The sequence below is a fragment of the Streptomyces sp. NPDC048338 genome (assembly GCF_043201055.1).
Classification (GTDB): domain Bacteria; phylum Actinomycetota; class Actinomycetes; order Streptomycetales; family Streptomycetaceae; genus Streptomyces.
This window is the reverse complement of the sequence record NZ_JBICYQ010000016.1, coordinates 224,457-248,596: the sequence shown is the minus strand read 5'-3', so window position 1 is coordinate 248,596 and position 24,140 is coordinate 224,457. Positions and strand designations below refer to the sequence as shown.

The window sequence follows — 24,140 nt, the reverse complement described above, 5'->3', positions numbered from 1 at the left end:
GGGGTCAGGGGGCCCGGTGGGCGGCGGTCAGCAGCGCGGCCGTCTCCCGCAGCAGCTCCGTGCCCGTGCCGAGCCACTGGGCGTCGACGGCTGCGCGGCGGTGGAAGAGCTGGGCGTCGCACTCCTCGGTCATGCCGTACGCGCCGTGCAGGTGGACCGCCTCGGCCGCGGTGCGGCGGGCCAGCTCGCCCGCCAGGTGGAGGACCTGGGCACCGTGACGGCGCACGTCCTCCCCCCGGTCGGCGGCGGCCGCGCACGCGCGGGCGAAGGCGAGGACGGTGGAGATCTCGGCGGCCAGCGCGGCCAGCCGGTACGCGGGCGCCTGATGGCGCGCCAGCGGCTCGCCGAAGACGTGGCGGGAGAGGAGCCGGTCCCGGGTGAGCTCCAGGGCGCCGCGGGCCGAGCCCGCGAGCAGCGCCGCCTGCCGGACGCGGGCGCGGGCCAGCACCCCGGGGTAGGCGGCGTCGACGTCGTGGACCGGACCGAGCACGGCCGCGCGGTCGAGGACCACCTCGTACAGGTCGCCCCGCCCGATGTCGTCCTGGCGGCGCAGCCGCACCCCCGGACCGTCGGACGGCACCAGCGCGAGCACGACGCGGCCGTCCACGGTGCCCGTCACGGCCAGCCGGCCGCAGTCGGCGGCGAACGCCACGAAGACGCGGGTGCCGCTCACGGTGAGCGCGCCCGCCTCCCCCTCGATCACGAGCGGACCGGGGGTGCCCGGGCCGGTACGTCCCTCGGCACGGACGGCGAGGGCCACCGTCACGGCGCCCTCGGCGATCGCGTCGAGCACCGGGCGGTACTCCGGCGCCCCGGTCGCCGTCAGGAGTTCGGCCGCCGTCACCGTGTCGGCGAACGGACTCTGGTGCAGGGCCGCCCCCATCAGCTCGACGGCCTCGACCAGGTCGGCCTGCCGGTCCAGGCGCAGCGCGCCGAGCTCGGCCAGGGTGGCCCACACGGCCGCCCGGATCCCGGCGTCCTCCTCGTCCGGAGGCGCGTCGGCGCCCGCGCCGCGAGGGCGCTCGCCGAGCCGGCGCAGTACCGGGGCCAGGTCGTCGGTGTACAGCTCCTGCAGCGCGGTCGTCGTCACAGCAACCCCAGCCCGTTGGTGGCGATCAGGTAGAGCATGACCTCCGAGGTCCCGGAGGCCAGCCGGTGCGAGGGGCCGAGGCGGATCCCCGCCTCCAGCAGGCCGCCGTCGGGCGCGCCGCCGTCCCACGCGGTGAGGACGCCGTCGAGGCCGCCGACCTCCAGGCCGGTCTCCAGGACGGGCCGGATCTGCTCGGAGACGTACCACTTCGCCATCGCCGAGGAGACCGGGTCGGGGCGGCCGGCGCCGAGCCGGCGGACCTGCTCCCAGGCCATCGCGTGCCCGGCGTTGAGCCGGGCGTCCAGCGCGGCGATCGGCAGCGCGTAGGCGGGGTCGTCGAGCCGGCCGCCGGCCGCGGCGCGCTCGATCACGAGATCGAGCAGGCGGCGCGCCTTGGCGTGGAAGTCGATCCCGGTGCGCTCCAGTTGGAGCAGCTCGGTCATCAGCCGCCAGCCGTCGTCGACCTCGCCGACGACGTCCGCCCCGGTCAGCCGCACACCGTCCATCACGACCAGGTTGAACCGGTCGTTGCACATCGCGGGGACGGGCTCGACATGGACGCCGGGGGAGCGCAGGGGCAGCAGGAACAGCGTGATCCCGTGCATCGCGACGGGCGAGTCGGTCGTGCGCGCGGCGCACAGCGCCACCTCGCCGTAGAGCGACTTCATGTTGTAGATCTTGCGGCCGTACAGCCGCCAGCCGTCGCCGTCCGGGCGGGCGGTGGTGCGCAGCCCGGACAGGTCGGAGCCGGCCTCCGGCTCGGTGAACAGGACGGTCGCGATCTCCTCTCCGGCGGCCAGCGGCGGCAGGTGACGCTTCTTCTGCTCCTCGGTGCCCACTTCGAGGAGGAACCGGCCGACGATGTCGATGCTCAGGACATGCACGTCGTCCGGGATTCCGGCGCGGGTCATCTCCTCGGTGACGATCGCCGCCTCGGCCGCGCCCAGACCCGAACCGCCGTACTCCTCGGGCCAGTTCGGGGCGAGCCAGCCGTGCTCCCCGAGGCGCCGGCGGACGTCCAGATGGGCGGCCTCGACTCCCGGGGGGTACGCGGCGATCTCCTCGGCCAGGCGCCGGACGGAGTCGTCGGCGAGGAGCTCGCGGACCTGCCGGCGGAACGCGGCCTCGCCGGCCGAGAGCCCGGCGAGGGTGCCGGTGCCGGTCGCGGTCCCGGCGTCCGGGAGGGAGCCGGTCGGAGCGGGGGTACGGGTCGGGGTCCCGGGGGCGCTCATCGGGCGTCGTCCTGTTCCGCGAGCTCCAGCAGGGCCAGCAGCTCGGCTTCGTCGACGGACTCCAGCTCACGCCGCTCGATCAGGTCGGCGAGCTGTCCCAGCGTGCTGTTGACGAACAGGTCCCGCAGCTCCAGCTCGACCCCGAAGCGGGCCCGGACCCGGGCACCGAACTGGGTGATCTTCAGGGAGTTGCCGCCGACGCCGAAGAAGCTGTCGTGCACGCTGAAGCCGTCGCGGCCGAGGATGTCCGTCCAGATCCCGGCGAGCGCCAGCTGGGTCGCCGTGGTGGGCGCCTCGAAGGCGGCCACGGGCGTGGCCGCGTCCGGCTCGGGAAGCCGCTTGCGGTCCAGCTTGCCGCTGGCCGCCCGCGGCAGCTCCGCCAGCGGGACGAAGACGGCAGGCACCAGATGCGCGGGGAGGCGGGCCCCCAGCCGGTGGCGCAGCGACTCGATGTCGAGTTCCGCGCCGGGCGCGGCGGTGACGTAGGCGACCAGCCGGGCGTCGGCACCCTCGCCGTGCGCGACGACCACGGCCTCGGCGACCTCGGCCTCCGCGGTGACGGCCTGCTCGATCTCGCCCGGCTCGATCCGCAGTCCGCGGATCTTGATCTGCTGGTCGACCCTGCCGAGGAAGTCCAGACGGCCGTCCGCCCGGCGGGACACCAGGTCCCCGGTGCGGTAGAGCCGCCCACCCGGCGCCCCGAACGGATCGGGGACGAACTTCCGCTCGGTCTCCTCGGGGTTGCCGAGGTAGCCGCGGGCGACCCCGACCCCGCCGACGAGCAGCTCGCCGGGCACCCCGACGGGCACCAGGGCGCCAAAGCGGTCGACCACGTGGGCCTGGTAGTTGGCCAGCGGCAGACCGATCGGCGGCATCGCCGTGTGCTCGGTCTTCTCGCACCGGTGGTCGACGCAGGCGACGGTGGCCTCGGTGGGCCCGTAGCCGTTGTGGAACTCGCGGCTCCCCGTGTTCCAGCGGTTGACCAGCTCCCCCGGGAACGCCTCCAGACCCACGAACAGGGTGCGCAGGTCGGGCAGTCGACCGGGGTCGAGCGCACCGAGCACGGCCGGCGGGAGGTCGGCGACCGTCACCCGCTCGGCGCGCATCAGCCCGGTCAGCAGGTCCGGGTCGAGCAGCGTCGTGCGCGGCGCCTGGACCAGCGCCGCCCCGCTGGTCAGCGCCGAGAAGAAGTCGAAGAGGCTCACGTCGTACGACGGGTTGGCGAACTGCAGCACCCGGTCGTCCGGGCCCATCCGGAACAGCTCGGTGATGGCCCGCGCGAAGTTGACGATCGAGCGGTGCTCCACCTGGACGCCCTTGGGGCGGCCGGTCGAACCGGAGGTGAAGATGACGTAGGCGAGGTTCTCCGGACCCGCCGCGGCGGGCAGCCGCTCCGCCGGCCGGGAGCCGAGCCCCGGATCGTCCACGAGGACGGCGGTGACCGTGTCGGGGAGGGTCCCGGCGAGCTCCGCGGTGGTGACCACGACGGTCGCGCCGGCCTCCGCCAGCAGCAGCTCCCGGCGGGCCGCGGGATGGTCGGGGTCGAGCGGCAGGTAGGCGCCGCCGGCCTTGTGCACGGCGAGGAAGGCGGTGGGCAGGGCGTGACCGCGCGCGGCCAGCACGCCGACCACGGACTCCGGTCCCACGCCGGTCTCCCGCAGCGCGTGGGCGAGCCGGTTGGCCCGCTCGTCGAGCTCCCGGTAGCCGACGCGCTCGCCCTCGTACGTCAGGGCGACCGCGTCCGGGCGGGCGTCGGCGGCGGACTCGAAGAGCTGGTGCAGGCACAGGTCCTCGGTGCCGAACTCCCGGCCCGTGTCGTTCCAGTCGGACAGGAGCCGCCGGCGCTCCGGCTCGGTCAGCAGGGGAAGTTCGCTCAGCCGCAGGCCGGGATCGGCGGCCACCGCGCGCAGGATCCGGGCGTAGTGGCCGAAGAGGCGCTCGATGCGGCCCGCGTCGAAGAGCTCCGTGGAGTACTCGGCCCACAACCGCAGGCCCTGGCCCGGCACCTCGGTCAGCTGGACGGCCAGGTCGAACCGGGCCGTGCCGGGGTCGACCGGGTACGGCTCGGCGGACAGCTCGCCCACCCGGGCCTCGCCGGCCGCGGCGTGCTGCAGGGTGAAGCAGGTCTGGAAGAGCGGGTTGCGACTGGGGTCGCGCTCGGGCGCCAGCTCGTCCACGAGCATCCCGAACGGCAGGTCCTGGTGGAAGTGGGCGCCCATCACCGTCTCGCCGGTGCGGGCGAGGAGCTCGCGGAAGGTGGGGTCCCCGGCCGTCGAGGTGCGCAGCACCAGGGTGTTGGAGAAGAAGCCGATGAGCTGCTCGATCTCGGGGCGGGTGCGGCCGGAGAAGACCGAGCCGAGGACGATGTCGTCCTGGCCGGTGTAGCGGGACATCAGCCCGTTGAACGCGGCGAGCACCACGGTCAGCAGCGTGGCCCGCTCGTTCAGCGCGAGCCGGTGCAGGTCCGCCAGCAGGTCCGGCGGCAGCAGCTCCACCCGGGTGGCGCCGGCGCGGGTCGGTTCGGCGGGCCGGGGCCGGTCCGCGGGGAAGTCCAGGGTCGGCAGGCCGGTCAGCCGCTCCCGCCAGTAGGCGAGCTGGCGGTCCAGCACGTCGCCGGTCAGCCGGCCGCGCTGCCACACGGCGAAGTCCGCGTACTGGACGGGAAGATCGGCCAGCACGGGAGCCCGTCCGGCGCTCTCCGCCCGGTACAGCTCGACGAGTTCGTGGGTGAGGATGTCGGTGGACCAGCCGTCCGTGGCGATGTGGTGCATGGCCAGGACGAGGATGTGCTCCTCGGGACCGAGCCGGGCCAGCGAGGCGCGCAGCGCGTGCTCGGCGGCGAGGTCGAAGGAGTGCCGGACCTCGGCGAGGACGTGCTCGCGCACCGCCTGCTCGGGGTCCTCGGCGCCGGACAGGTCGACGACCGCCAGGGGGACCTCGGCCGGAGCCGGGTCGACGTGCTGGTAGGCCACGCCGTTCTGTTCGGGGTAGCGGGTGCGCAGGATCTCGTGCCGCGCGAACAGCGCGGTCAGGGCCCGGCGGAAGGCGGCCAGGTCCAGCGGGGCGCGCAGCCGCAGCACCGAGGGGGCGTTGTAGACCGGCTGTCCCTGCGACCACTGGTTGAGGAACCACAGGCGCTGCTGGGTGAAGGAGAGGGGCAGGGCCCGGTCCCGGGTGGCGCGCGTGATGGTGTCCGTGGTGGCCTTGGCCGTGTCGCGCTGGCGCTCGCGCAGCGCGAGCAGGGCCTTGCGCGTCTCGGCGAGGCTCCGGGCGCCGCCGCTTCCGCCCGCGGCCGACGGTCCCGCGGGGCCGTCGGTCCCCGCCGCCCGCGGCGACGCGGAGGTGTGGGTGTTCGTGCTGTCCGGCATCGTCATCGGCTCCCCACCGTGGTCAGCGGCGCCGCGCCGCCCGTGTCCCGTGCGGCGGTCGTCCGCACGGTGGTTCCGGCACCCTCGATCGCCGCGGAGACCGGGCGGCCGGTGCGCCCGTCCGCCACCAGGACCTCGGCCACGCCCCCGAGCAGGGCGTCCCGGGCGGCCTGGAGCTTGGCCTTCATGCCGCCGACGGCCGCGTCCCCGACCGGGCCCTCCGCCGGGACCTCGTAGCCGGAGAGCAGCGAGGACTCGTCCCGGTGGTCGGCCAGCACGCCCGGCGCCCCGGTGAGGAGCACCAGCCGCGCCGCGCCGAGCGCCACCGCCACGGCGGCGGCGGTCCGGTCGGCGTCCACGTTGACCGCCGCGCCGTCCTCCGCAAGTGCCGGCGGCGACAGGACCGGGACGATCCCGTCGTCGATCAGCAGGCGCAGCAGGGCCGGGTCGATCCGGCTGATCCGCCCGTTGTGGTCGTCGCGGATCATGACCTTCCGCCCGTCCAGGACCGCCCGGTGCGCGGCGGTGCGCCGGGCGGTGACCGTGCGGCCGTCGAGGCCGGTCAGCCCGACCGCGCGGGCGCCGCCCCGTACGAGGGCGGCGACCAGCGCCGGCTTCACCTTCCCGGCCAGCGCAAGTTGCAGCACCTCCAGCGTCGCCGGGTCGGTGTAGCGGCTCGACGAGCCGCTCGGGGTGGTGAGCCGGCGCTGCGGGACGCCGAGCCGGTCCGCCAGCCGGTCGACCTCGGCGGCGCCGCCGTGCACCAGCACCACTCGGTGGCCGCCGGCGGCGAGCGCGGCGATGTCGGCGCACATCGCCTCCCGGTCGATCTCCGGGCTGCCGCCGCACTTGACCACGGTGACGGGGTGATTCATCTCTTGCTGCCTCTCGGAAGCGGATCGGATCGGCGTGAGGGAGTCGGGATGAGGGGAGGGGACGCCGTGGGAGGACGGCGTGCGTGGCTCAGAGCGGGTGCAGGCCCGTGAAGTCGAGCCCGGCCCGCTCGTCCCAGCCCATCCGGATGTTCAGGCTCTGGACCGCGTTGCCGGCACCGCCCTTGACCAGGTTGTCCAGTGCTCCGATCGTGAGGAGCTGGCCCGAGGCGGGGTCGTACGCGAAGCCGACGTCGCAGTGGTTCGAGCCGAGCAGGATCTTGGGCTCGGGGAAGCGGTAGTTGCCCCGCTTCTGCGCGACGACCCGGACGAACGGCTCGTCCGCGTAGTGGGCGCGGTACGCCGACCGGATCTGCGCCTCGGTGACGCCGGGCCGGGCCGTGGCCCGGCAGACCGCCTGCACGCCGCGGACCGCGTCCACCCCGGTCGCCGTCATCAGGGCGTCGAGCCCCGTCGCCTGGCTGATCTCGGCCTGGTGCCGGTGGTTGAGCGGGGCGAACACCCGCAGGACGCCGCTGCGTTCGGAGTGCAGGTTCATCTCGCCCGCCGACGCCCCGGAGCCGCTGGAGCCGACCCGGCCGTCGACGGTGACGGTGGACTCGATCAGTCCCTCGGCCGCCAGGGGGCGCAGGGCCAGGATGGAGGCCGTGGCCATGCAGCCGGGCACGCTCACCAGGTCGGCGGTGCGCAGTTCCTCGCGATGGGTCTCGGGAAGCCCGGTGACCGCCTCGGGGAGGAGCTCCGGCGCGGGGTGCTCCCGGCCGTAGTGCTTGCGGTAGAGCGCGGGGTCCTTGAGCCGCAGATCGGCGCTCAGGTCATAGACGATCTTGGCCCGGGCGGCCAGCTCGGCCCGTCCCGCCAGGTCGTCCAGGCTGGAGGACGTGAAGAACAGCACGTCGCAGTCGGGTAGTTGGGACGGTGACACATAGCTGAGGTCGGTACGGCCCCGCAGGTTGGGGTGGCTGCCGTCGACCCGCCTGCCGGCCAGGCGGGTCGACGTGGTGGCCACGACCTCGACCTCGGGGTGGCCGGTCAGCATCCGGAGCAGTTCGCCCCCGATGTACCCGGCTCCTCCGACGATTCCGGCGCGGATCACTTCCTACTCCCCCCAGTCCTCTTCGGCCTCGGGAGCCATGGCCATGATGAACGGGTCGCGCGAGACGACCTCGAGCTCCGCCATGCATTCCGCGCATTCCACGATCTCGTTCAGCTCGATCTCGGGTGCCACGGTGACATCGCCCGCGCATTCGGGGCATGCTTCCTTGAGCAAGGGAATTCCTTTCCGGTGGGACAGGTGAACGGAACGGTGTGGTCGTCCGGGAATCCGGGTCGCACCCGGGCCTTTTCGTGCGGTCGGCGCATTCGTTTTCCGCGCCGGGTCGAGCCTCCCTTCACACCACGGTGCGAGGCAGTCGGGGATAACCCCTACGCGGTCCGGGACCAGCGCTCCAGGCCGTCGAGGACGTGGTCGTACGCGTCGAGGAGGGCCGCCGTCCGGCGCAGCAGCCCGGGGACCGAGGAGGCCCGCTCGGGCCCCGCCGTGGCCACCGCGATCCGCAGGGCGGACCAGTGGTGCGCCACCCGGTCGACCTCGCGGGCCAGTTCGAGCAGACGGGTGTCCCCGAAGCGGCGGCCGGCGTCGCGCAGGAACTCGGCGTGCAGCCCGGTCACCGCCAGGACGGGGCCGACCACCACGAAGACCTCGTCGCCGACCGCGGGGTCGGCCGGCAGCCGGTCGAAGGCGTCCGTGAGGAAGCGGCGCAGCCCCGCGAGGCCCCCGGTGGCCCCGGCGGCGTCCGGCGCGCGGAAGCCCACCAGGTTCGCGGCGACCACCCCGCGCACGAACGGCAGGTCGAAGACGGGCTGGTCCGCGTCGACGTCGATCTCCAGCCAGCGGTTGCCGATCGGGTTCGCGGTGAAGAACATGTCCCGGTCGTGCACCACCGGGTTGCCGGAGTCCCGGGCCGCCGTCAGCGCGGCCAGCGGGATGGTGCCCTGGAAGGCCGGTGGCACCGGGTCGGCCACGAACACGTCCCCGGTGGTGTCGTCGAAGCCGTAGAGCACCATCAGGTGGTTGGTGTGGACGTCGCGGTAGGCGGGCCGGAAGGGCAGGTGGAAGTTGTCCGCCGCCACCGCGACCGGCGTACCGGCCATCAGGGCCGCCCGGACCTGCCGGCGGCCCTCCTCCGCGTCGGCCGGGGTGTGCCAGCGGGAGTGGATGCGGTGGTGCGGGGCGAGCCCGCCGAAGAGGTCCTCGGCGGCGCCCGGCAGGTAGTACTCCTCGCTGCGGACGTCCCCCGGCCGGTAGTCGAAGCCCCAGCCGGCGCCCAGGACGTGGACCGGGTCGAGGCCGTGGAACCCCAGCAGGACCCCGGCGGTGGTGTGCAGGCAGTGCGACAGCTCGTGCCGCCAGTATCCGACCGGTGCCAGTTCAACGCGCAAGGCGGCTCTCCTCGTCCACTACGGCGGTCATCGCGAAGACGTGCATGGCGGGGTTGTCCGGCAGCCGGACCGCGGCCAGCGGCTCCGGGCGGACCACCGCGATCCGCTGCTGCCAGAGCGCGGGCGCGTGATGGCGGTGGGTGTGGCGCGGGTACCGCATGCTCGCGGTGCGGAAGGCCAGGGGCTCGTCGAAGTAGGCCGCGGTCTGGGGCCAGAAGTCGGACATGCGCAGCCAGGCCCGGCTCACCGAGCCGTCGCGGTAGTGCAGTTCCACCTCGTCCTCGGTGCGCCGCTCGGCGGCCCCGACGAGGCCGATCCAGTCGTAGCGGCCGCCGGTCGCCCCGGCCGGAAGCTCGACCAGCTGGCCGCGGCAGCGGATGTTGTCGCCCCCGGCGGCGGGCCGGGGCGGGAACGCGAAGGCCGTTCCGGCCACCTCGACGAGCGATCCGGGTTCCGGCAGTTCCTCCGCCGGAAAGGTATTGCGCCAGATATTGAACCCGAATTCACCGGGCTCGTCCGGCGGCTGTATTCCGCGGTTGTCGTAGTGCGCGGAAAGGTCGATGACGGTGTTTCCCAATCTCATCACATCCAGTATGTTGCGGCTGTGTTCACCACTGAAACGGCGGCCGAAGCCGTCGAAATCCGATACGTCGAAGCCCTTTCCGGCCCGCTCGCCGAGCGGGTGGCCGCGGTGACCTCGGCGGCCTACGAGGTCGGGGACCTGGTCCCGGGACTGCCGGTGGCCGACGGGGCGCGGGAGACCGCCCGGGACGTGCGGGACGATCTCGCCGCGGGCCGGCCGCTGTGGGTGGCGACCGTCGACGGCGACGTCGCCGGCAGCGTCCGGGCGACGATCCGGGCCGACGGGGACTGGGAGGTCCGGCGGCTCGCCGTGGCCCCCTGGGTGCGCCACGGAGGGCTCGGACGCCGTCTCCTGGCCCGGTTCGAGGACGCCGCCGTGACCGCGGGCGCGGCCCGGGTGGTGCTCGACGCCGTCGTGGAGCGCGGGAATCCCGCGTTCTACGCGCGGGTCGGGTTCCGCACGGTCCGCCACTTCGGGGCGCAGGACAAGCCGCTCTCCGAGGTCCACATGGTGCGCGACCCTCGCGAGCCGGTCGAACGCCGCTCCGGCGCCGACGCGTTCGCCGGGGCGTACGACCGCGACGTCACCGGCTGGGTGGCGACCTGGTGGTCCGTGCCGGGCGGCACCCTGCGGGTGACCGGCACCGGGATGCCCGCGGCCGGGGCCGACGGGCTCCTCGGCGTCGACTGCCTGCCCGCCGCCACGGCGGTCGAACGCGCCTTCCTGGAGCGGGAGTCGGTACGCGCCGCCGACCGCGTGGACGACGACGGGTCGCAGTTCTTCGGCCGCCCGGCCGCGCGCGTTCCCGCCTTCGTCCAGCCCCGGCTCGTCCACGGCGGGCTGCTCGCCTGGTGGCGCAGCCCCGCCGCCCGGGGCTGACCCGCCGGCCGGTCCGCCGCCCCCGGCCGGAGCGGCCGTGTCATCCGGCGGGCCGGACCAGCGAGGCCGCGGCCAGGGTGATCCGCTCCGGACTCACACCGGCCTCGACCAGCAGCTCGCGCTCGTCCGCCACATGGTCGAAGAAGCGGTCCGGGACGCCGATCCGGCGCACCCGGCAGGGCGCCTCCTCGGTGACGACCTCCGCCACCGCCGCGCCCAGACCGCCCGCGACGAGATGGTCCTCGACCGTCACGATGCCGGCCGTCTCCCGCGCCGCCCGCAGCACCGCGTCCCGGTCCAGCGGCTTGATGGTGTGCATGTTGAGGACGCGCGCCGAGATCCCCATGGCGGCCAGCGCCTCGTGGGCCTCCAGCGCCATCGAGACCGGGTACGGGCCCGTCGCCACCAGCGTGACGTCGTCGCCGGCCCGCAGCAGCCGGGCCTCGCCGAGCCGGAACTCGTACGGCTCGTGGTGGACCAGCGGCGTCGCCGCCCGGCCCAGGCGCAGGAACAGCGGCCCCGGCAGATCCGCGGTGGCGCGCACCGCGTACTCGGTCTCGACCGCGTCCGCCGGAACCACCACCGTCATGTTCGGCAGGGTCCGCACGATCGCCAGGTCGTCCACCGCGTGGTGCGTCGGACCGTAGTGCCCCGCCGACAGACCGGCGTGGGTCACCACCACCCGTACCGGCAGGTCGTTGCCGGCGACGTCCACCTTCAGCTGCTCGCAGGCGCGTGTCGCGGCGAATCCGGAGATCGTGTGGGCGTAGGGGAGGAGGCCGGTGGCCGCCATGCCCGCGGAGACACCCATCAGATTGGCCTCGGCGATGCCCACGTTCACGTACTGCGCGGGCAGTTCCTCGCCGAACAGCGTCTCCAGGCCGCCCATGTCGGAGTCGACGCAGAAGACGCGCGGATCCTCCCGGGCCAGCTCCACGAGCGTCCTGCGGTACACGTCGCGGGAGGCGACCCCGTACCGCTCCTGCCAGTCCGGCTCGGGCACCGCGCCGGGGCGCGCCGCCTCGATCGTCGGGGTCGTCATCGTGCTCTCCTCGCGTTCAGGCCGGTCATGGCACGCTGGAACAGCCGGGGGCTGAGCTGCACCGAGTGGGACTTCTTCTTGCCCTCGAAGAGCGGCACGCCCCGCCCCTTCACCGTCCGCGCGAGGACGGCCGTCGGACGTCCCGGCGTGTGCGGCAGCGAGGCGAACACCTCGTCCAGGGCCGCGAGATCGTGCCCGTCCACCTCGACGGTCGCCCAGCCGAAGGAGCGCCAGCGCTCCCCGAGCGGTTCGAGGCCGACGCAGTCCTCGGTGGAGCCGGTGATCTGGAGCCCGTTGCGGTCCACGACCGCCACCAGGTTGTCCAGGCCGTAGTGGCCGGCGGTCATCGCCGCCTCCCACACCGAGCCCTCCTGCAGCTCGCCGTCGCCCAGCAGGGCGAACGCGCGGCCGGCCCGCCCGGTGCGGCGCAGCGCGAGCGCCACACCCGACGCCAGGGACAGACCGTGCCCCAGCGACCCGGTGGGGAACTCCACACCGGGCAGCCGGCGCAGCGGGTGGCCGGCCAGCCGGCTGCCCGGTCTGCTGTACGTGTCGAGCTCCGCGCGGTCGATGAAGCCGCGCTGCGCCAGCACGGCGTACAGGGCGGCGCTCGCGTGCCCCTTGCTGAGTACGAACCAGTCGCGCTCGGTCCACGCGGGGTCCTCCGGCCGCAGCCGCAGCACCCGGTGGTAGAGCACGGTCAGGATGTCCGCGGACGACAGGCTGCCGCCGACGTGGGTGCCGTGCGGGCTCGTCCCCATGCGCAGGACCAGCTCCCGCACCTCGTGGGCGAGGTCGGCGAGTTCGGCCGGCCGGGCCGAGCCCGCCGGTGCGGCGAGGCCGGTGGCCCCGGCGGACACGGCGGCCTCACGCGCCGCGCCGTCGACGGGTCCCGTCACGCCCGGGGCCGCCGGGGCGGGTGCGGTGTCGAGTGCGGTGGTCACGGGGTCTCCTCGGGAGCGTTCATCGCCGCGTGCCACGGAGGCCGGTGCTCCGCCGCTCGGGCCAGGGGCAGCAGGTCGTCGATCCGCGCCCAGACCTTCTCGAAGGCCTCGGCGCAACGGTCGAGCACCGGGCCCGCCGCCGGGTTGAGGTGGATGCGCTGCAGGGTCAGCGAGTCGTCGATCACGGCGAGCGACACCGGGAAGTTCTCGATGCGGTGGTCCGGCCGCTCCACCCCGGGGATCCGCCAGGGGTACCCGCCGAGGCCGGTCAGGCGCTGGAACGCCCGCTGGCCGGGCAGCGGCACGACCTGGTACGGCTGCACGGGCACGCCCTCGGCCCGCAGCGCCCGCTGGACCACGGCCCGCAGCGCGCCGTCGGAGATCTCCGGGTGGCCCAGGGCGGCGGCCGAGAACCGCAGCCGCAGGATGTGCCAGGCGTGCGTGCGGTCCGGCGGGCAGTACGGGGCGACGACGCCCGGGAGCCCGCCGATCCGGTCCAGGAAGCCCGTCACGTTCTTGGCGCGCAGCAGGTGGTACTCGTCGAGCCGGGCCAGCTGCCGCCGGGTGAAGGCCGCCTGGACGGCGCTCAGCTTCTCGTTGCCGGCCAGCATCCGCGAGATGTAGTCGCGGTCCTTGCCCGCGCGCAGGTCCTCGCCGAACTGGCGGCGCAGCACGACCCGTTCGTACAGCTCGTCGTCGTCGGTGGTGATCAGCCCGCCCTCGCCACAGGTGGGGAGGTTCTTCACCACGTTGAGGCTGGTCGCGTTGATGTCGCCGATCGAACCCGCCCGGCGGCCCTGGTAGTGCGCGCCCTGCGCCTGCGCGGCGTCCTCGATCAGCCGCAGCCCGTGCCGGTCCGCCAGGGCCCGCAGCGCCGTCATGTCGGCGGGCAGGCCGTGGAGATGCACCACGACGATGGCCTTCGTCCGGGGCGTGATCGCGGCCTCGGCCCGCTCCGGGTCCATGGTGAAGGTGACCGGGTCGACGTCCACGAAGACCGGGACGAGCAGCCGCTGGACGACCGGGACGGCGGTGCCGATGAAGGTGAGCGCCGGGACCAGCACCTCCGAGCCCGGTTCCAGGTCCAGTGCGGCCAGCGCCAGCTCCAGCGCCGCGGTGCCGTTGGACACGGCGGCGCAGTGCCGGACGCCGGTGTACTCGGCCCAGTCCCGCTGGAGCGCGGAGACCTCGCCCCGGCCCGCGTCGTTGGAGGTGAACAGCCCGCCCTCGAGCACGCCGCGCACCGCGGCGTGCTCCTCCTCGGTGATCACCGGCCAGCCGGTGAGCTCCTTCGTCATGTCCTGCCGGCGCAGCGTCTTCGCCCCGCCGAACATCGCCAGCTTCGTCATGTCGTCACCAACTCGTCCGCCTCGTGCGTGTTCCGGCGGGTCGCCGGAGGACGTATCGCGGTCACCGCGAGCAGCGTGAGCGCCGGGTGCTCGGGCAGTCCGACGGCCCGCAGCTCGGCCCGCCGGGCCACCGGGACCCGTACCGCGACCGATTCCCCGGCCGGTACGTGCAGGGTCTCCGGGTCCGCGCCGGTGGCGTAGTGCAGCCACCACGTCACGGTCGCCGCCTCGGCGGCGCGGAACCGCACGTGCAGCCAGTCGTACCGGCCGGCCGGCAGCTCCAGCCGCCCGCCGTCGAGGCCCCGCGGCCCCGCCAGCGGCACCGGGGCGTGCCGGCCGTCCGCGGTCCGCGCCCCGGCCGAGCCCCCGCTCGGGCGCCCGTCCGTGCTCACTCGGCGTCCCAGACGGCGAGGCGCTTCAGCACGTAGTCGACGTAGGCGCCGACGAGATCGGTGCCCAGGACCTCGATCGCTCCGTGGAACTCGGGCGTGTGGTTGACCTCGTTGACGACCATGCGGCCGTCCCGGTGCTCGATCACGTCGACCCCGAGGACGCCCTCGCCGATCGCCTCCGCCGTCGCGGTGAGCAGCTTGACCAGGTCGTCGGTGAGGGGGCAGACCTCGGTGCGGCCGCCCAGCGCGGTGTTGGTGCGCCAGTGGTCGGAGATCTTGTAGATCGCGCCGACCACCTCGCCGCCGAGGACGTACGCCTTGATGTCCCGGCCCGGCTTGTCGATGTACTCCTGCACGTACGTGATCTGGTGCTGCGGGCCCGGCAGCGCGGCGCGGTGCTCGAAGATCGCCTCGGCGGTCTCGTGGTCGTGCAGCCGGGCACCCATCCGGCCCCAGGAGCCGGTGAGCGGCTTCACCACGGCCGGGTAGCCGAAGCCGTCGAGCTCGTCGAGCGCCGCGTCCGGCACCAGGCCGACCATCGCCCGCGGGGTGGGCAGCCCGCCCTCGCGCAGTGCCAGCGTGGTGAGCAGCTTGTCGCCGCAGAGGTTGATGATCCGGGAGCTGTTCAGCACCGGGACCCCGGCGTGCTCCAGCAGCCGGCTGGCGTAGGCGTTGCGGGTGTGCGAGATCTCCCGGCTGAGCGCGCCCCGGTAGGGGAGCCGGCCGGGGCCGTCCAGCGAGAACGTCAGACGGCGGGTGTCGAGCTGTTCGAACTCGATGTCGCGCCTGCGCAGTTCCTGGAGGAGCAGGCGCTCCTCCACACGGACCCGCGAGGTCAGAACTGCCAGCGGTCGTCGGACTGTGGTCACGGCGTGCCGCCTCCCATTCCAGTGAGGGCACCGGGTGCGGTGCCGACGGGCGCCGTCGCGGCCGCGAGCCGCGGCAGCGCCGCGGTCAGGACGTCGACGGCGGTCAGGTATTCCGGCAGAGCGATGTGCTCGTTCTCGGTGTGGCAGAGGCGGGAGTCACCGGGGCCGTACGCGGCCGTCGGCACCCCCCAGACCGGGCCCACCACGTTCCAGTCCGCGGTGCCCAGCTTCAGCTTGGGGACCGGCCGGGCGCCGGCCTCCCGGATCGCCGCGGACAGGGCGCGGACGACGGGGTCGGTGCGTGCCGCGCGTACGGCGGGGACCTGCTCGATCACCGTGACCGGCCGGCCCGCCGACCGCTCCTGCAGGAACGCGCGGAACGCGGCGGCGTCGAAGTGCACCGGCACCCGGCAGGACACCTCGATCCAGGCCCGGGTGAGGTCGCCCCCCATGCCGACGACCGAGGGCAGCGCCTGGTCGAAGAGGGGGACGGAGGTGCGCCCGGACGGGGCCCCGGGCGGGACGTCCGGACCGTAGCGCAGGGCCAGCCACTCCCGGACCGCGAACCAGAGGTCGGCGACCAGTTCGGCGGCCGTGGGCTCCGGCGAGCTGGTGTGGGCGGCCGGCTGCTCGGCCGTCATCCGGAACCGGAAGACGCCCTTGTAGCCGATGCCGACGCAGTGCGCCCCGCTCGGTTCGCCGATCACCACGGCGTCCGGGCGGAGCGTGCCGGCCAGGTGCCGGGCACCGGCCGACGCCCGCTCCTCGTCGACGGCGCCGACGACGGTGATCCGGGCGTCCGTGCGGTGCGCCAGCCGGGCCGCTGCGCACACCATGGCCGCGAGCGGCCCCTTCGCGTCCACCGCGCCCCGCCCGTACAGGACATCGCCCGATATGCGGACGGGCACCTCGCCCGGCACCGTGTCCATGTGGCCCAGCAGCAGCAGCTCGGGGCCGGTCGCGGCGCCGGTGCTGCCGTGCACGTTGCCCGCCTCGTCGATCCGGGTGTCGAAGCCGAGCCGCGTCATGACTCCGGCGAGGTACGCGCCGATCTCCCGCTCGGTGCCCGAGACGGACGGGATGTCCACCAGCGCCCGCAGCAGGCCGATCTCCGCTGTGCGGTCCATCGGGGGCGTCACTCCCCGGCCGGAGCCGGGTTGAGGTCCACGAGCAGCATGTCGCGGACGCCGGTGCCGCCCAGCGGGCTGATCGGCGACACCTCGTGGGTCACCCGGGCGTCGTCGACGAACATCGAGTCCAGCGGGTCCAGCAGGGTCAGCCGCACCGGGTCGCCGCCCTCCGGGTGGACGGTGGACAGGCCGCCGCCGCAGCGCTCCCTGCGCAGCAGGTGCATGCCGACGAAGCAGTGGCCGTCGCGGTGCCGGCCCTCCGGCGTCGGCTCGCCCTCGCCGCCCGGCTCGGCCAGGATCCGTACGAGGTGGACGCCGACCTCCCAGGCCGTGACGCCGGAGACGGCGGTCGCGATCCGGGCGTCCAGACCGACCAGGGCCCGCATGCCCTCGTGCAGCAGCACGTCGGACGCGATCGGCGCGAACACCCGCTCCTCGCCCCGCCACATGCGGATCACGTCCTGGCGGAACGCGGTGTGCGGCAGCGGCGCGAACGACACCGCGGTCTCCACGCCGGCACCGCCGGGTGCGACGTCCACCCGGATCCGGCCGTAGCGGCGCCGCCGGAACAGCTTGCCGCCCGGAATGCACGCGTCGAGCTCCAGGTCCTCCCAGGCGCCCTGGAACTCCGCCAGCGCGCGGTCCGACAGCAGCGGCCGGACCGCGTCGCGCCGCAGCGCGACGAAGCCCTCCCGGGCCGTCCGCGCGGCGTACCGGCCCACGCCGTACGCGGCGGCGTACTCGTCGACCGGTGGACCGGGCCGTACGCCGGTCGCTGTCGCGGTCACTCCCGTAGTTGTCACGATCGCCCCTCACACGTGATGCGTTTGACGGGCGCTCACGCTGTCAGCGGGCGGGCCGCGCGGCCGAGTCCGGATTTCCCCCGACTCCACCGCCGGCGGCCCGGCCGGGATGCTGCCGCAGAGACACACACGTCGACGAGGAGCCCCGGTATGCCGCGAAACGTCAACGACCGACTGGCTGGGCTCAGCCCGGAACAGCGCGCCGCGCTGATCCAGGAGCTGCGCGCCCACCGCGAGCGCCGGGCAGACAGCGACCGCATCCCCGTGGCCGACCGCACCGAGCCCCTGCCGCTCTCCTACGTCCAGCAGAGCCTGTGGTTCCTCGACCAGTGGTCCGACGGCCTGGCCTTCTACAACACGCCGCTGGCGCTGCGCATGCGCGGCCCGCTGGACGTGCCGCTGCTGCGCGCCGCGCTCACCACGGTCACCGCCCGCCACGACACGCTCCGCACCCGCTACACCTCCACCCCGGACGGGCCCCGCCAGATCGTCGACCCCGCCGGGGGCGACACCGCCCTGCGCGTCCTCGACCTCTCCGGGCTGCCCCGGGGCGAGCGGGAGGAGCGGACCCGGGCCGTCGCCGCCGAGGAGGCCCGCCGCCGCATCGACCTGTCCACCGGGCCGATGCTGCGCGCCACCCTCGCCCGGCAGGCGGAGGACGACCACGTGCTCGTCCTCGCCATGCACCACATCGCCACCGACGGCTGGTCGACCACCCGCATGGTGCAGGAACTCACCGAGTGCTACCTCGCGGGCCGCTCGGGCCGAGCTCCGGTGCTCCCCGAACTACCCATCCAGTACGGCGACTTCGCCGTCTGGCAGCGGGAGCGGCTGGCCGGCCCGGACGGCGGCCGCTCGCTGGCGTACTGGCGCGACCGGCTCGACGGCCTGAGCGCCCTCCAGTTCCCCGGAGACCGCCCCAGGCCCGCGGACCCCCGGTGGACCGGGGACACCGTCGCGGAGCACCTGCCGCCCGAGCTGCACCGTGACCTGAACCGGCTCGCCGAGAGCGAGCGGACCCGGCTGCTGCCGGTGGCCGTGGCCGGACTCACCGCCCTGATGTCCCGCTACACCGGCCAGGACGACATCGTCCTCGGCTCGGTCTTCTCCGGACGCACCCGCACCGAGTTCGAGCCGCTCATCGGCTACTTCGCCAACACCGTGGTGCTGCGCACCTCCACCGCCGGCGACCCGACCTTCCGCGAACTGCTCGCCCGCACCAACGACACGGTCTTCGGCGCCCACAAGCACCAGGACCTCCCCTTCGACCAGCTCGTCGGAGAGCTCCGCCCGGACCGCGACCAGAGCCGCAACCCGCTCTTCCAGCACGCGATCTACCAGCTCGGCACCCCGGTCGAGACCGTCCGCATGGGCGACATCGAGATGACCGGCCTGCCGCTGCACATGGGCACCACCAAGTTCGACTGGACCATCGGCCTGTCCGAGCGCTCCGCCGGCGGCGTCGACCTCATGGCCGAGTACGCCACCGAGCTCTTCGACGCCGACCGCATCTCCCGGCTCCTCGGCCACTACCGGCGGGTCCTGGAGTCGGCCGTCGCCCACCCCGACGCCCGGCTCGGCGAACTTGCCCTGCTCACCCCCGAGGAGCGCGAGCAGACCGTCGTCCGCTGGAACGACACCCGCACCCCCGTCGAGAACGCCGGCGGTGTCCCCGCCGCCTTCGCGGCGCAGGTCGCCCGTACCCCCGACGCCACCGCCGTCGTCCACCGCGGCGACTCGCTCGACTACGCGGCGCTCGACCGGCGCGCCAACCGCATCGCGCACCGGCTGCGCGGCCTCGGCGTCGGCCGCGGCTCGCTGGTCGGCGTCTGCCTCGGCCGCTCCCTCGACATGCCCGCCGGACTCCTCGGCGTCCTCAAGGCAGGGGCGGCGTTCGTCCCGCTCGACCCCGACTACCCGGCCGCCCGCCTGGCCCACGTCCTCGGCGACGCGGCCCCCGCCGCCGTCCTCGTCGACGCCTACAGCACGGAGCGGCTCTCCGCCGCCGCCGAGGCCGCCGAGGGGCCGGCGAGCCCGGTCCTCGTCGACCTGTCCGCGGACACCCTCGGGGATGTCCCGGACACCGCCCCCGGCACCGTCGTCGAACCGCACGACCTGGCGTACGTCACGTACACCTCCGGATCCACCGGCCGGCCCAAGGGCGTCATGGTGGAGCACGCCCAGCTCGTCAACCTCTTCCAGGGCCTCGACGAGCGGCTGGGCGAGCACTCGCCCGGCACCTGGCTCGCCATCAGCAGCATCTCCTTCGACATGTCCGAAGTGGAGATGTTCTGGACGCTGACGCGCGGCTTCAAGGTCGTCGTGGCGAGCGGCCGGCCGCACGAGCTGCTGCGCTCCGCGCCGGCGGCGCCCCGCCGCCGCACACGGCCCATGGAGTTCGGCCTCTTCTACTTCGCCAGCGACTCCGGAGACGGAGCCGACGGCGGCGCCGCGGATGCCCCCGGCGACGCGCCGGCCGGCGAGCGGGGAGCCGGCGCCCCCGACCGGTACCGGCTGCTCATCGAGGGCGCCAAGTTCGCCGACCGCAACGGCTTCTCCGCCGTCTGGACCCCCGAGCGCCACTTCCACGAGTTCGGCGGCCTGTACCCGGCCCCGTCCGTGACCGCTGCCGCCCTCGCCATGGTCACCGAGCGCGTCTCCATCCGCTCCGGCAGCGTCGTCCTGCCGCTCCACCACCCGGTGCGCGTCGCCGAGGAGTGGTCCGTCGTCGACAACCTCTCCGGCGGACGCGTCGGCATGGCCTTCGCCTCCGGCTGGCTGCACGACGACTTCGTCTTCGCGCCGGAGAACTACGACGACCGCAAGCAGGTCATGATCGACGGCATCGCCACCGTGCGCTCGCTGTGGCGCGGCGAGTCCGCCACCCTGAAGGCCGGCAACGGCAAGGACGTCGAGGTCCGCATCCGGCCCCGCCCGATCCAGCCCGAGCTCCCCGTCTGGCTCTCCTCCGGCGGCACGCCCGCCACCTTCAAGGCGGCCGCCGAGCAGGGCGCCAACATCCTCACCCACCTGCTCGGCCAGGACCTCGACCAGCTCGCCGAGTCGATCCGGCTCTACCACGACACCTGGCGGGAGAAGTTCGGCACGGACGGCGGCAAGGTCACCCTGATGCTGCACGCCTTCCTCGACGAGGACCGCGAACGCGCCCTGGAGCTGGTCCGCGAGCCCTTCATCGGCTACCTGCGCACCTCCCTCGACCTGGTCCGCGTGCTCGGCCAGCGGATGGGCGTCGACATCGACCCGCGCAACATCGGCGAGGACGACCTCGACGCGCTGCTCAACCACTCCTTCGACCGCTACGTGCACACCAGCGGCCTCTTCGGCACCCCCGAGGACTGCCTCGAACTCGTGGACCGGCTCGGCGAGATCGGGGTCGACGAGGTGGCCTGCCTGGTGGACTTCGGCATCGACGCCGACCACGTCCTCGACGGACTCGTCTCGCTCGACCGGCTCCGCCGCCTGGTCGAGGCGGGGACCGAGGAGGAGACCACGAGCGCCGGCGGCGCGACGGCGGACGACGCCCCGGCCGAGGCCACGCTCGCCGAACTCGTCGGCAGGCACGGCGTCACCCACCTCCAGTGCACCCCGTCGCTCGCCCAGCTGATGCTCGACGACCCCAACGGCGACGCCCGGCGCGCCCTCGGCGCGCTCGACGTCCTGCTCGTCGGCGGCGAGGCGGTGCCCACCGCCCTCGCCCTGCGCCTGCGCGAGGCCACCGGCGCCGCGTTCCACAACATGTACGGGCCCACGGAGACCACGGTCTGGTCCACCGGCGGACCCATCGACGGCCGCGACACCGAGGCCCCCACCGTGCCCGTCGGCACCCCCCTCGCCAACACCTCGGTGTACGTCCTCGACGCCCACCGCGCACCCCTGCCCGTCGGCGTCCCCGGTGAGCTGTACATCGGCGGGGACGGCGTCTCCCGCGGCTACCTCCACCAGCCCGAGCTCACCCGCGAGCGGTTCCTGCCCGACCCGTTCAGCCCGCACGAGGGCGCCCGCATGTACCGCACGGGCGACCACGCCAAGTGGCTCCCCGACGGACGCCTGGAGTTCCTCGGCCGCGGCGACGACCAGGTCAAGGTGCGCGGCTTCCGGGTGGAGCTCGGCGAGGTGGAGACCGTGCTGCGCGACCATCCCGCGGTCGCCTCGTGCGTGGTCGCCGCCCGCGGCCCCGCCGGCGCCCAGTACCTGGCGGCGTACCTCGTCGCCGCCCCCGAGCACCGGGCGCCCGACGCCGAGGAGCTGCGCGCCCATCTGCGCGGCCGCCTCCCCGAGTTCATGATCCCCGCCCGCTACGTCCGGCTCGACGAACTGCCGCTCAACGCCAACGGCAAGGTGGACCGCCTCAGGCTGCCCGACCCGGCGGCCGGCGACGCGGCGCAGGCCGCCGAGGCCCCGGTCACCCCGCTCCAGAAGGAGCTCGCCGAGGTCTGGAAGCAGGCCCTGGAGATCGAGTCCGTCGGCATCCGGGACAACTTCTTCGAGCTCGGCGGCCACTCGATCACCGTCATCCGGGCCGTCGACTTCGCCGGCAAGCGCGGCATCCGGATCACCGCCCGTCAGCTCTTCCAGCACCAGACCATCGCCGAACTCGCCGAGTCCGCGGGCGAGGAGAACGCCGTCGCCGCCACCGGTGCCACGGTGACCCCCATCAGGTCCGGGGGCACCCGCCCCCCGCTCTTCTGCCTGCACTCCAGCACCGGCACGTCCGCCTCCTACTATCCGCTGGCGGCGCACCTCGGCGAGGACCGCCCGGTGTACGGCGTGGACGCCGCCCCGATCGTGCCGGGCGCACCCGAGGAGTCGCTCGACGACCTCGCCGAGCGCTACTGCGCGAGCATCCGGAAGATCCAGCCCGAGGGTCCCTACCACCTGCTCGGCTGGTCCCTCGGCGGTGGCATCGCCTGGGCCGTCGCCTCCCGGCTCCAGGCCGACGGCGACACGGTCGGACTGCTCACGCTCCTCGACACCCAGCCCCCGGCCGAACTCGCCGAAGCCCTCGGGCACGCCGAGTCGGCCGGCGCCTTCGCCGACAGCTTCGCCCTCTCGATGGGCCGCCCACCGCTCGCGATCGACCTGGCGGCACTGCGGCCCCTCGACACCGAGGCGCAGTTCGGAGCGGTCCTCGACCGGATGACCGAGGCCGGGCTCGTCCGGGACGGGGAGAGGACCGAGATCCTGGCCCGCGCGCGGATGTTCACCGCCATGACCCGAGCGGCGTCCGTCTGGAAGGCGACCCCCTACCGCGGACCCGTCGAACTGCTCGTCGCGGACCGGCCCGGCGACGTCGACTGGTTCGCCCAGGGCTGGGCGCGCCACAGCGACGGTCCGGTGCGCACCCGGCTCGTGCCCGGTGACCACTTCAGCGTCATGCGGTCCGGCAGCGCGCCGGCCCTCGCCGAGGTGATCGGCGAGCTGCTCGAAGGAAGCCGGGTCGGATGACGATCACCACGACACCGGGCGCCACCGGACAGCCCGTCACCCACGCCCCGGGCGTGCCGCAGTCCGCTCTCGACGGGCTCTTCCGGTCGGCCTTCCGGCGCCATCCCGCCGGCGTCGCGATCGTCACCGCGCGGGGCGGGGACGGGCGGCCGTACGGCTTCACCGCGACCTCGGTGGTCTCGGTGTCCGCCGCACCGCCGATGCTCGCCTTCACGGTCGGCACCGACGCCTCGACCTGGCCCGCGCTCGCCACCGCCACCCACCTGGGCGTCCATCTGCTCGACGAGGGGCAGAGCGCGCTGGCCGCGCTCTTCGCCCACAGCGGCGCGGACCGCTTCGGCGGCGCGGACTGGGAGCCGGGACCGTGGGGCGTGCCCCGGCTGACCGGCTGCCCGGTGCGGCTGGTGTGCCGGGTGGCCGGAAGGGTCCCGGCCGGCGACCACCGGATCGTCGTCGCCGAACTGCTCACCGGCGACTGCCCGCCCGGGGACAGGCCGCCGCTGCTGTACCACGCGGGCCGGTTCGCCGGTCTGCGGCCGCTCGACCGGGCCGCCCCGCGCGCCGGTCACGGCTCGTAGGGCAGCCAGCCGCTGCGGACCGCGCGGACGCCGGCCTCGAACCGGCTCCGCGCGCCCAGGCGCTCCATGAGCACGGTCGCGATGCGGCGGGCGGTGCGGTGCGAGACTCCGAGCCGCTTGGCGATGCCCTCGTCGGTGTGCCCCTCGGCGAGGAGCCGGAGCGCGGCGAGTTCCTGCCGGCTCGGCCGTTCGTCGTCGCCCCGTGACGGGCACGCCTCGCCGAGCGGCTGGGCTCCCTCCCAGGTGGTGTCGAAGAGGGTGCACAGGGCGGTCAGGGTGCCGTGGCCGGTCAGGGCCACGGCCCCGGCGCTGCTGTCCTCGCTGTTGACCGGGATGAGCGCGGTCTTCCGGTCGATGATCGTCATCCGCGTCGGCAGCGTGGCCACGGTGCGCACCTGACCGCCCTGGCTGGTCAGCCAGTTGGCGTGCTCGACGGTGGCGGGGCTGTTGCGGACGCTGTCGACGTAGATCGTCCGCATCGCGACCCCGCGTTTGAGGAGCCGCTCGTTCAGCGGGCGGGAGGCGGCCATGTTCTCCCGGGTCTGCGCGCCGTCCGGGACGAAGGCCATGACCTCGCTCTGCACGTCGTTGGTGAGCTGGGCGAGGCGCGCGCGGATCTGGTCGACGCCGTTCAGATGCTCGACGCTGGCGTGCCCGGTGGCCGGCTGCTGGAGCCCCGCGTACTCGGAGATGAGCCGGGACGCGGCCGCGCGGGAGGCGGCGATGCGCTGCCGGTGCTCGGCGAACTCGGCCTGCTGGCGGGCGAGGAGGTACTCCAGGCCCAGCTCGGGGCTGATGGCGTGCCGCAGGCCGCTTCCGTCCCCGAGCTCGCGCACGAGATCGAGCTCGGTGAGCCGCTCCCAGGCTCGGTGGATGTCCCCTTCTGCCTGGTCCAAACGTTTCGCCAAAGCCGCGGCATCATCCCCGGGATTCGCCAGCATGCAGCGGTACACGGCTTCGGTGGGACCGTCCAGGCCCAGAGATTCCAGCATCCGTACCCCCGATTGAAGCGCCGTCGCCATCGCTTCGGGTCGATGATGCCAAAGACGCCACGGCGGATCGAGGGGATCACCGGAACGC

At 74.3% G+C, this 24,140-nt stretch carries 19 protein-coding genes; 3 read left to right on the top strand and 16 right to left on the bottom strand.

The genetic code is table 11. The features are described from left to right. Window positions 1-4 precede the first annotated feature (4 nt). From ACGFZF_RS32890 to ACGFZF_RS32855, 8 genes are all read right to left on the bottom strand, one after another. On the bottom strand, window positions 5-1,090 hold the full coding sequence (locus ACGFZF_RS32890) for an acyl-CoA dehydrogenase family protein (protein ID WP_393560198.1): 1,086 nt from the start codon (window positions 1,088-1,090) through the stop codon (window positions 5-7). Further along, a complete protein-coding gene (locus ACGFZF_RS32885; protein WP_393560196.1) occupies window positions 1,087-2,322 on the bottom strand; it encodes an acyl-CoA dehydrogenase family protein in 1,236 nt (411 codons plus the stop codon). Before ACGFZF_RS32885 ends, ACGFZF_RS32890 begins: the two co-directional genes overlap by 4 nt. Beyond that, complete coding sequence (locus ACGFZF_RS32880; protein WP_393560194.1) at window positions 2,319-5,690, bottom strand: amino acid adenylation domain-containing protein; 3,372 nt, start codon at window positions 5,688-5,690, stop codon at window positions 2,319-2,321. Before ACGFZF_RS32880 ends, ACGFZF_RS32885 begins: the two co-directional genes overlap by 4 nt. A 2-nt stretch (window positions 5,691-5,692) precedes the next feature. Further along, a complete protein-coding gene (locus tag ACGFZF_RS32875) occupies window positions 5,693-6,565 on the bottom strand; it encodes a [LysW]-aminoadipate kinase (RefSeq protein ID WP_393560192.1) in 873 nt (290 codons plus the stop codon). 88 nt (window positions 6,566-6,653) lie between these two features. Continuing rightward, entirely contained in the window at window positions 6,654-7,679 is a 1,026-nt protein-coding gene (argC, locus tag ACGFZF_RS32870) for an N-acetyl-gamma-glutamyl-phosphate reductase (RefSeq protein ID WP_393560190.1), read from the bottom strand. 3 nt (window positions 7,680-7,682) lie between these two features. Next, window positions 7,683-7,853 (bottom strand): lysine biosynthesis protein LysW, encoded by a 171-nt coding sequence (lysW, locus tag ACGFZF_RS32865; protein ID WP_147980279.1) that lies wholly within the window; start codon window positions 7,851-7,853, stop codon window positions 7,683-7,685. Window positions 7,854-8,008: 155 nt separating this feature from the next. Continuing rightward, complete coding sequence (locus tag ACGFZF_RS32860) at window positions 8,009-9,025, bottom strand: BtrH N-terminal domain-containing protein (RefSeq protein WP_393560187.1); 1,017 nt, start codon at window positions 9,023-9,025, stop codon at window positions 8,009-8,011. Continuing rightward, window positions 9,015-9,608, bottom strand: coding sequence for a hypothetical protein (locus tag ACGFZF_RS32855; RefSeq protein WP_393560185.1), 594 nt, complete (start codon window positions 9,606-9,608; stop codon window positions 9,015-9,017). The genes ACGFZF_RS32860 and ACGFZF_RS32855 overlap by 11 nt, the downstream gene beginning before the upstream one ends. 21 nt (window positions 9,609-9,629) lie before the next feature. Here ACGFZF_RS32855 and ACGFZF_RS32850 point away from each other — a divergent pair, with 21 nt between their 5' ends. Then, window positions 9,630-10,487 carry a GNAT family N-acetyltransferase gene (locus ACGFZF_RS32850; protein WP_393560184.1) on the top strand — a complete coding sequence of 286 codons (858 nt, stop codon included), beginning with the start codon at window positions 9,630-9,632 and terminating at the stop codon, window positions 10,485-10,487. Window positions 10,488-10,527: 40 nt separating this feature from the next. On the opposite strand, the gene ACGFZF_RS32845 is transcribed toward ACGFZF_RS32850, so the two are convergent. From ACGFZF_RS32845 to ACGFZF_RS32815, 7 genes are read right to left on the bottom strand one after another with little or no spacing between them, the layout of a single operon-like run. Next, window positions 10,528-11,529, bottom strand: a complete 1,002-nt coding sequence (locus tag ACGFZF_RS32845) for a transketolase family protein (RefSeq protein WP_393560182.1) — start codon at window positions 11,527-11,529, stop codon at window positions 10,528-10,530. Then, window positions 11,526-12,473, bottom strand: coding sequence for a transketolase (locus ACGFZF_RS32840; protein ID WP_393560180.1), 948 nt, complete (start codon window positions 12,471-12,473; stop codon window positions 11,526-11,528). The genes ACGFZF_RS32845 and ACGFZF_RS32840 overlap by 4 nt, the downstream gene beginning before the upstream one ends. Next, window positions 12,470-13,822: a DegT/DnrJ/EryC1/StrS family aminotransferase gene (locus ACGFZF_RS32835; protein ID WP_393560179.1), complete on the bottom strand. Its 1,353-nt coding sequence runs from the start codon at window positions 13,820-13,822 to the stop codon at window positions 12,470-12,472. Before ACGFZF_RS32835 ends, ACGFZF_RS32840 begins: the two co-directional genes overlap by 4 nt. Next, window positions 13,819-14,214: a hypothetical protein gene (locus tag ACGFZF_RS32830; protein WP_393560178.1), complete on the bottom strand. Its 396-nt coding sequence runs from the start codon at window positions 14,212-14,214 to the stop codon at window positions 13,819-13,821. Before ACGFZF_RS32830 ends, ACGFZF_RS32835 begins: the two co-directional genes overlap by 4 nt. Continuing rightward, on the bottom strand, window positions 14,211-15,083 hold the full coding sequence (gene lysX / locus ACGFZF_RS32825; RefSeq protein ID WP_222723585.1) for a lysine biosynthesis protein LysX: 873 nt from the start codon (window positions 15,081-15,083) through the stop codon (window positions 14,211-14,213). The genes ACGFZF_RS32830 and lysX overlap by 4 nt, the downstream gene beginning before the upstream one ends. Then, window positions 15,080-16,210 (bottom strand): M20/M25/M40 family metallo-hydrolase, encoded by a 1,131-nt coding sequence (locus ACGFZF_RS32820; protein ID WP_393560175.1) that lies wholly within the window; start codon window positions 16,208-16,210, stop codon window positions 15,080-15,082. Before ACGFZF_RS32820 ends, lysX begins: the two co-directional genes overlap by 4 nt. Window positions 16,211-16,218: 8 nt before the next feature. After that, window positions 16,219-17,001 carry a 2OG-Fe dioxygenase family protein gene (locus ACGFZF_RS32815; protein ID WP_393560173.1) on the bottom strand — a complete coding sequence of 261 codons (783 nt, stop codon included), beginning with the start codon at window positions 16,999-17,001 and terminating at the stop codon, window positions 16,219-16,221. A 165-nt stretch (window positions 17,002-17,166) separates the two neighbouring features. Between ACGFZF_RS32815 and ACGFZF_RS32810 the strand changes: the two genes are divergently transcribed. Together ACGFZF_RS32810 and ACGFZF_RS32805 are read left to right on the top strand one after the other, a co-directional pair. After that, a complete protein-coding gene (locus tag ACGFZF_RS32810) occupies window positions 17,167-22,482 on the top strand; it encodes a MupA/Atu3671 family FMN-dependent luciferase-like monooxygenase (RefSeq protein ID WP_393560171.1) in 5,316 nt (1,771 codons plus the stop codon). Then, window positions 22,479-23,060 (top strand): flavin reductase family protein, encoded by a 582-nt coding sequence (locus ACGFZF_RS32805; protein WP_393560169.1) that lies wholly within the window; start codon window positions 22,479-22,481, stop codon window positions 23,058-23,060. The genes ACGFZF_RS32810 and ACGFZF_RS32805 overlap by 4 nt, the downstream gene beginning before the upstream one ends. Here ACGFZF_RS32805 and ACGFZF_RS32800 read toward each other — a convergent pair. Further along, window positions 23,048-24,052, bottom strand: a complete 1,005-nt coding sequence (locus ACGFZF_RS32800) for a helix-turn-helix domain-containing protein (protein WP_393560167.1) — start codon at window positions 24,050-24,052, stop codon at window positions 23,048-23,050. The two genes, ACGFZF_RS32805 and ACGFZF_RS32800, sit on opposite strands and share 13 nt — an antisense overlap. Window positions 24,053-24,140 lie beyond the last annotated feature (88 nt).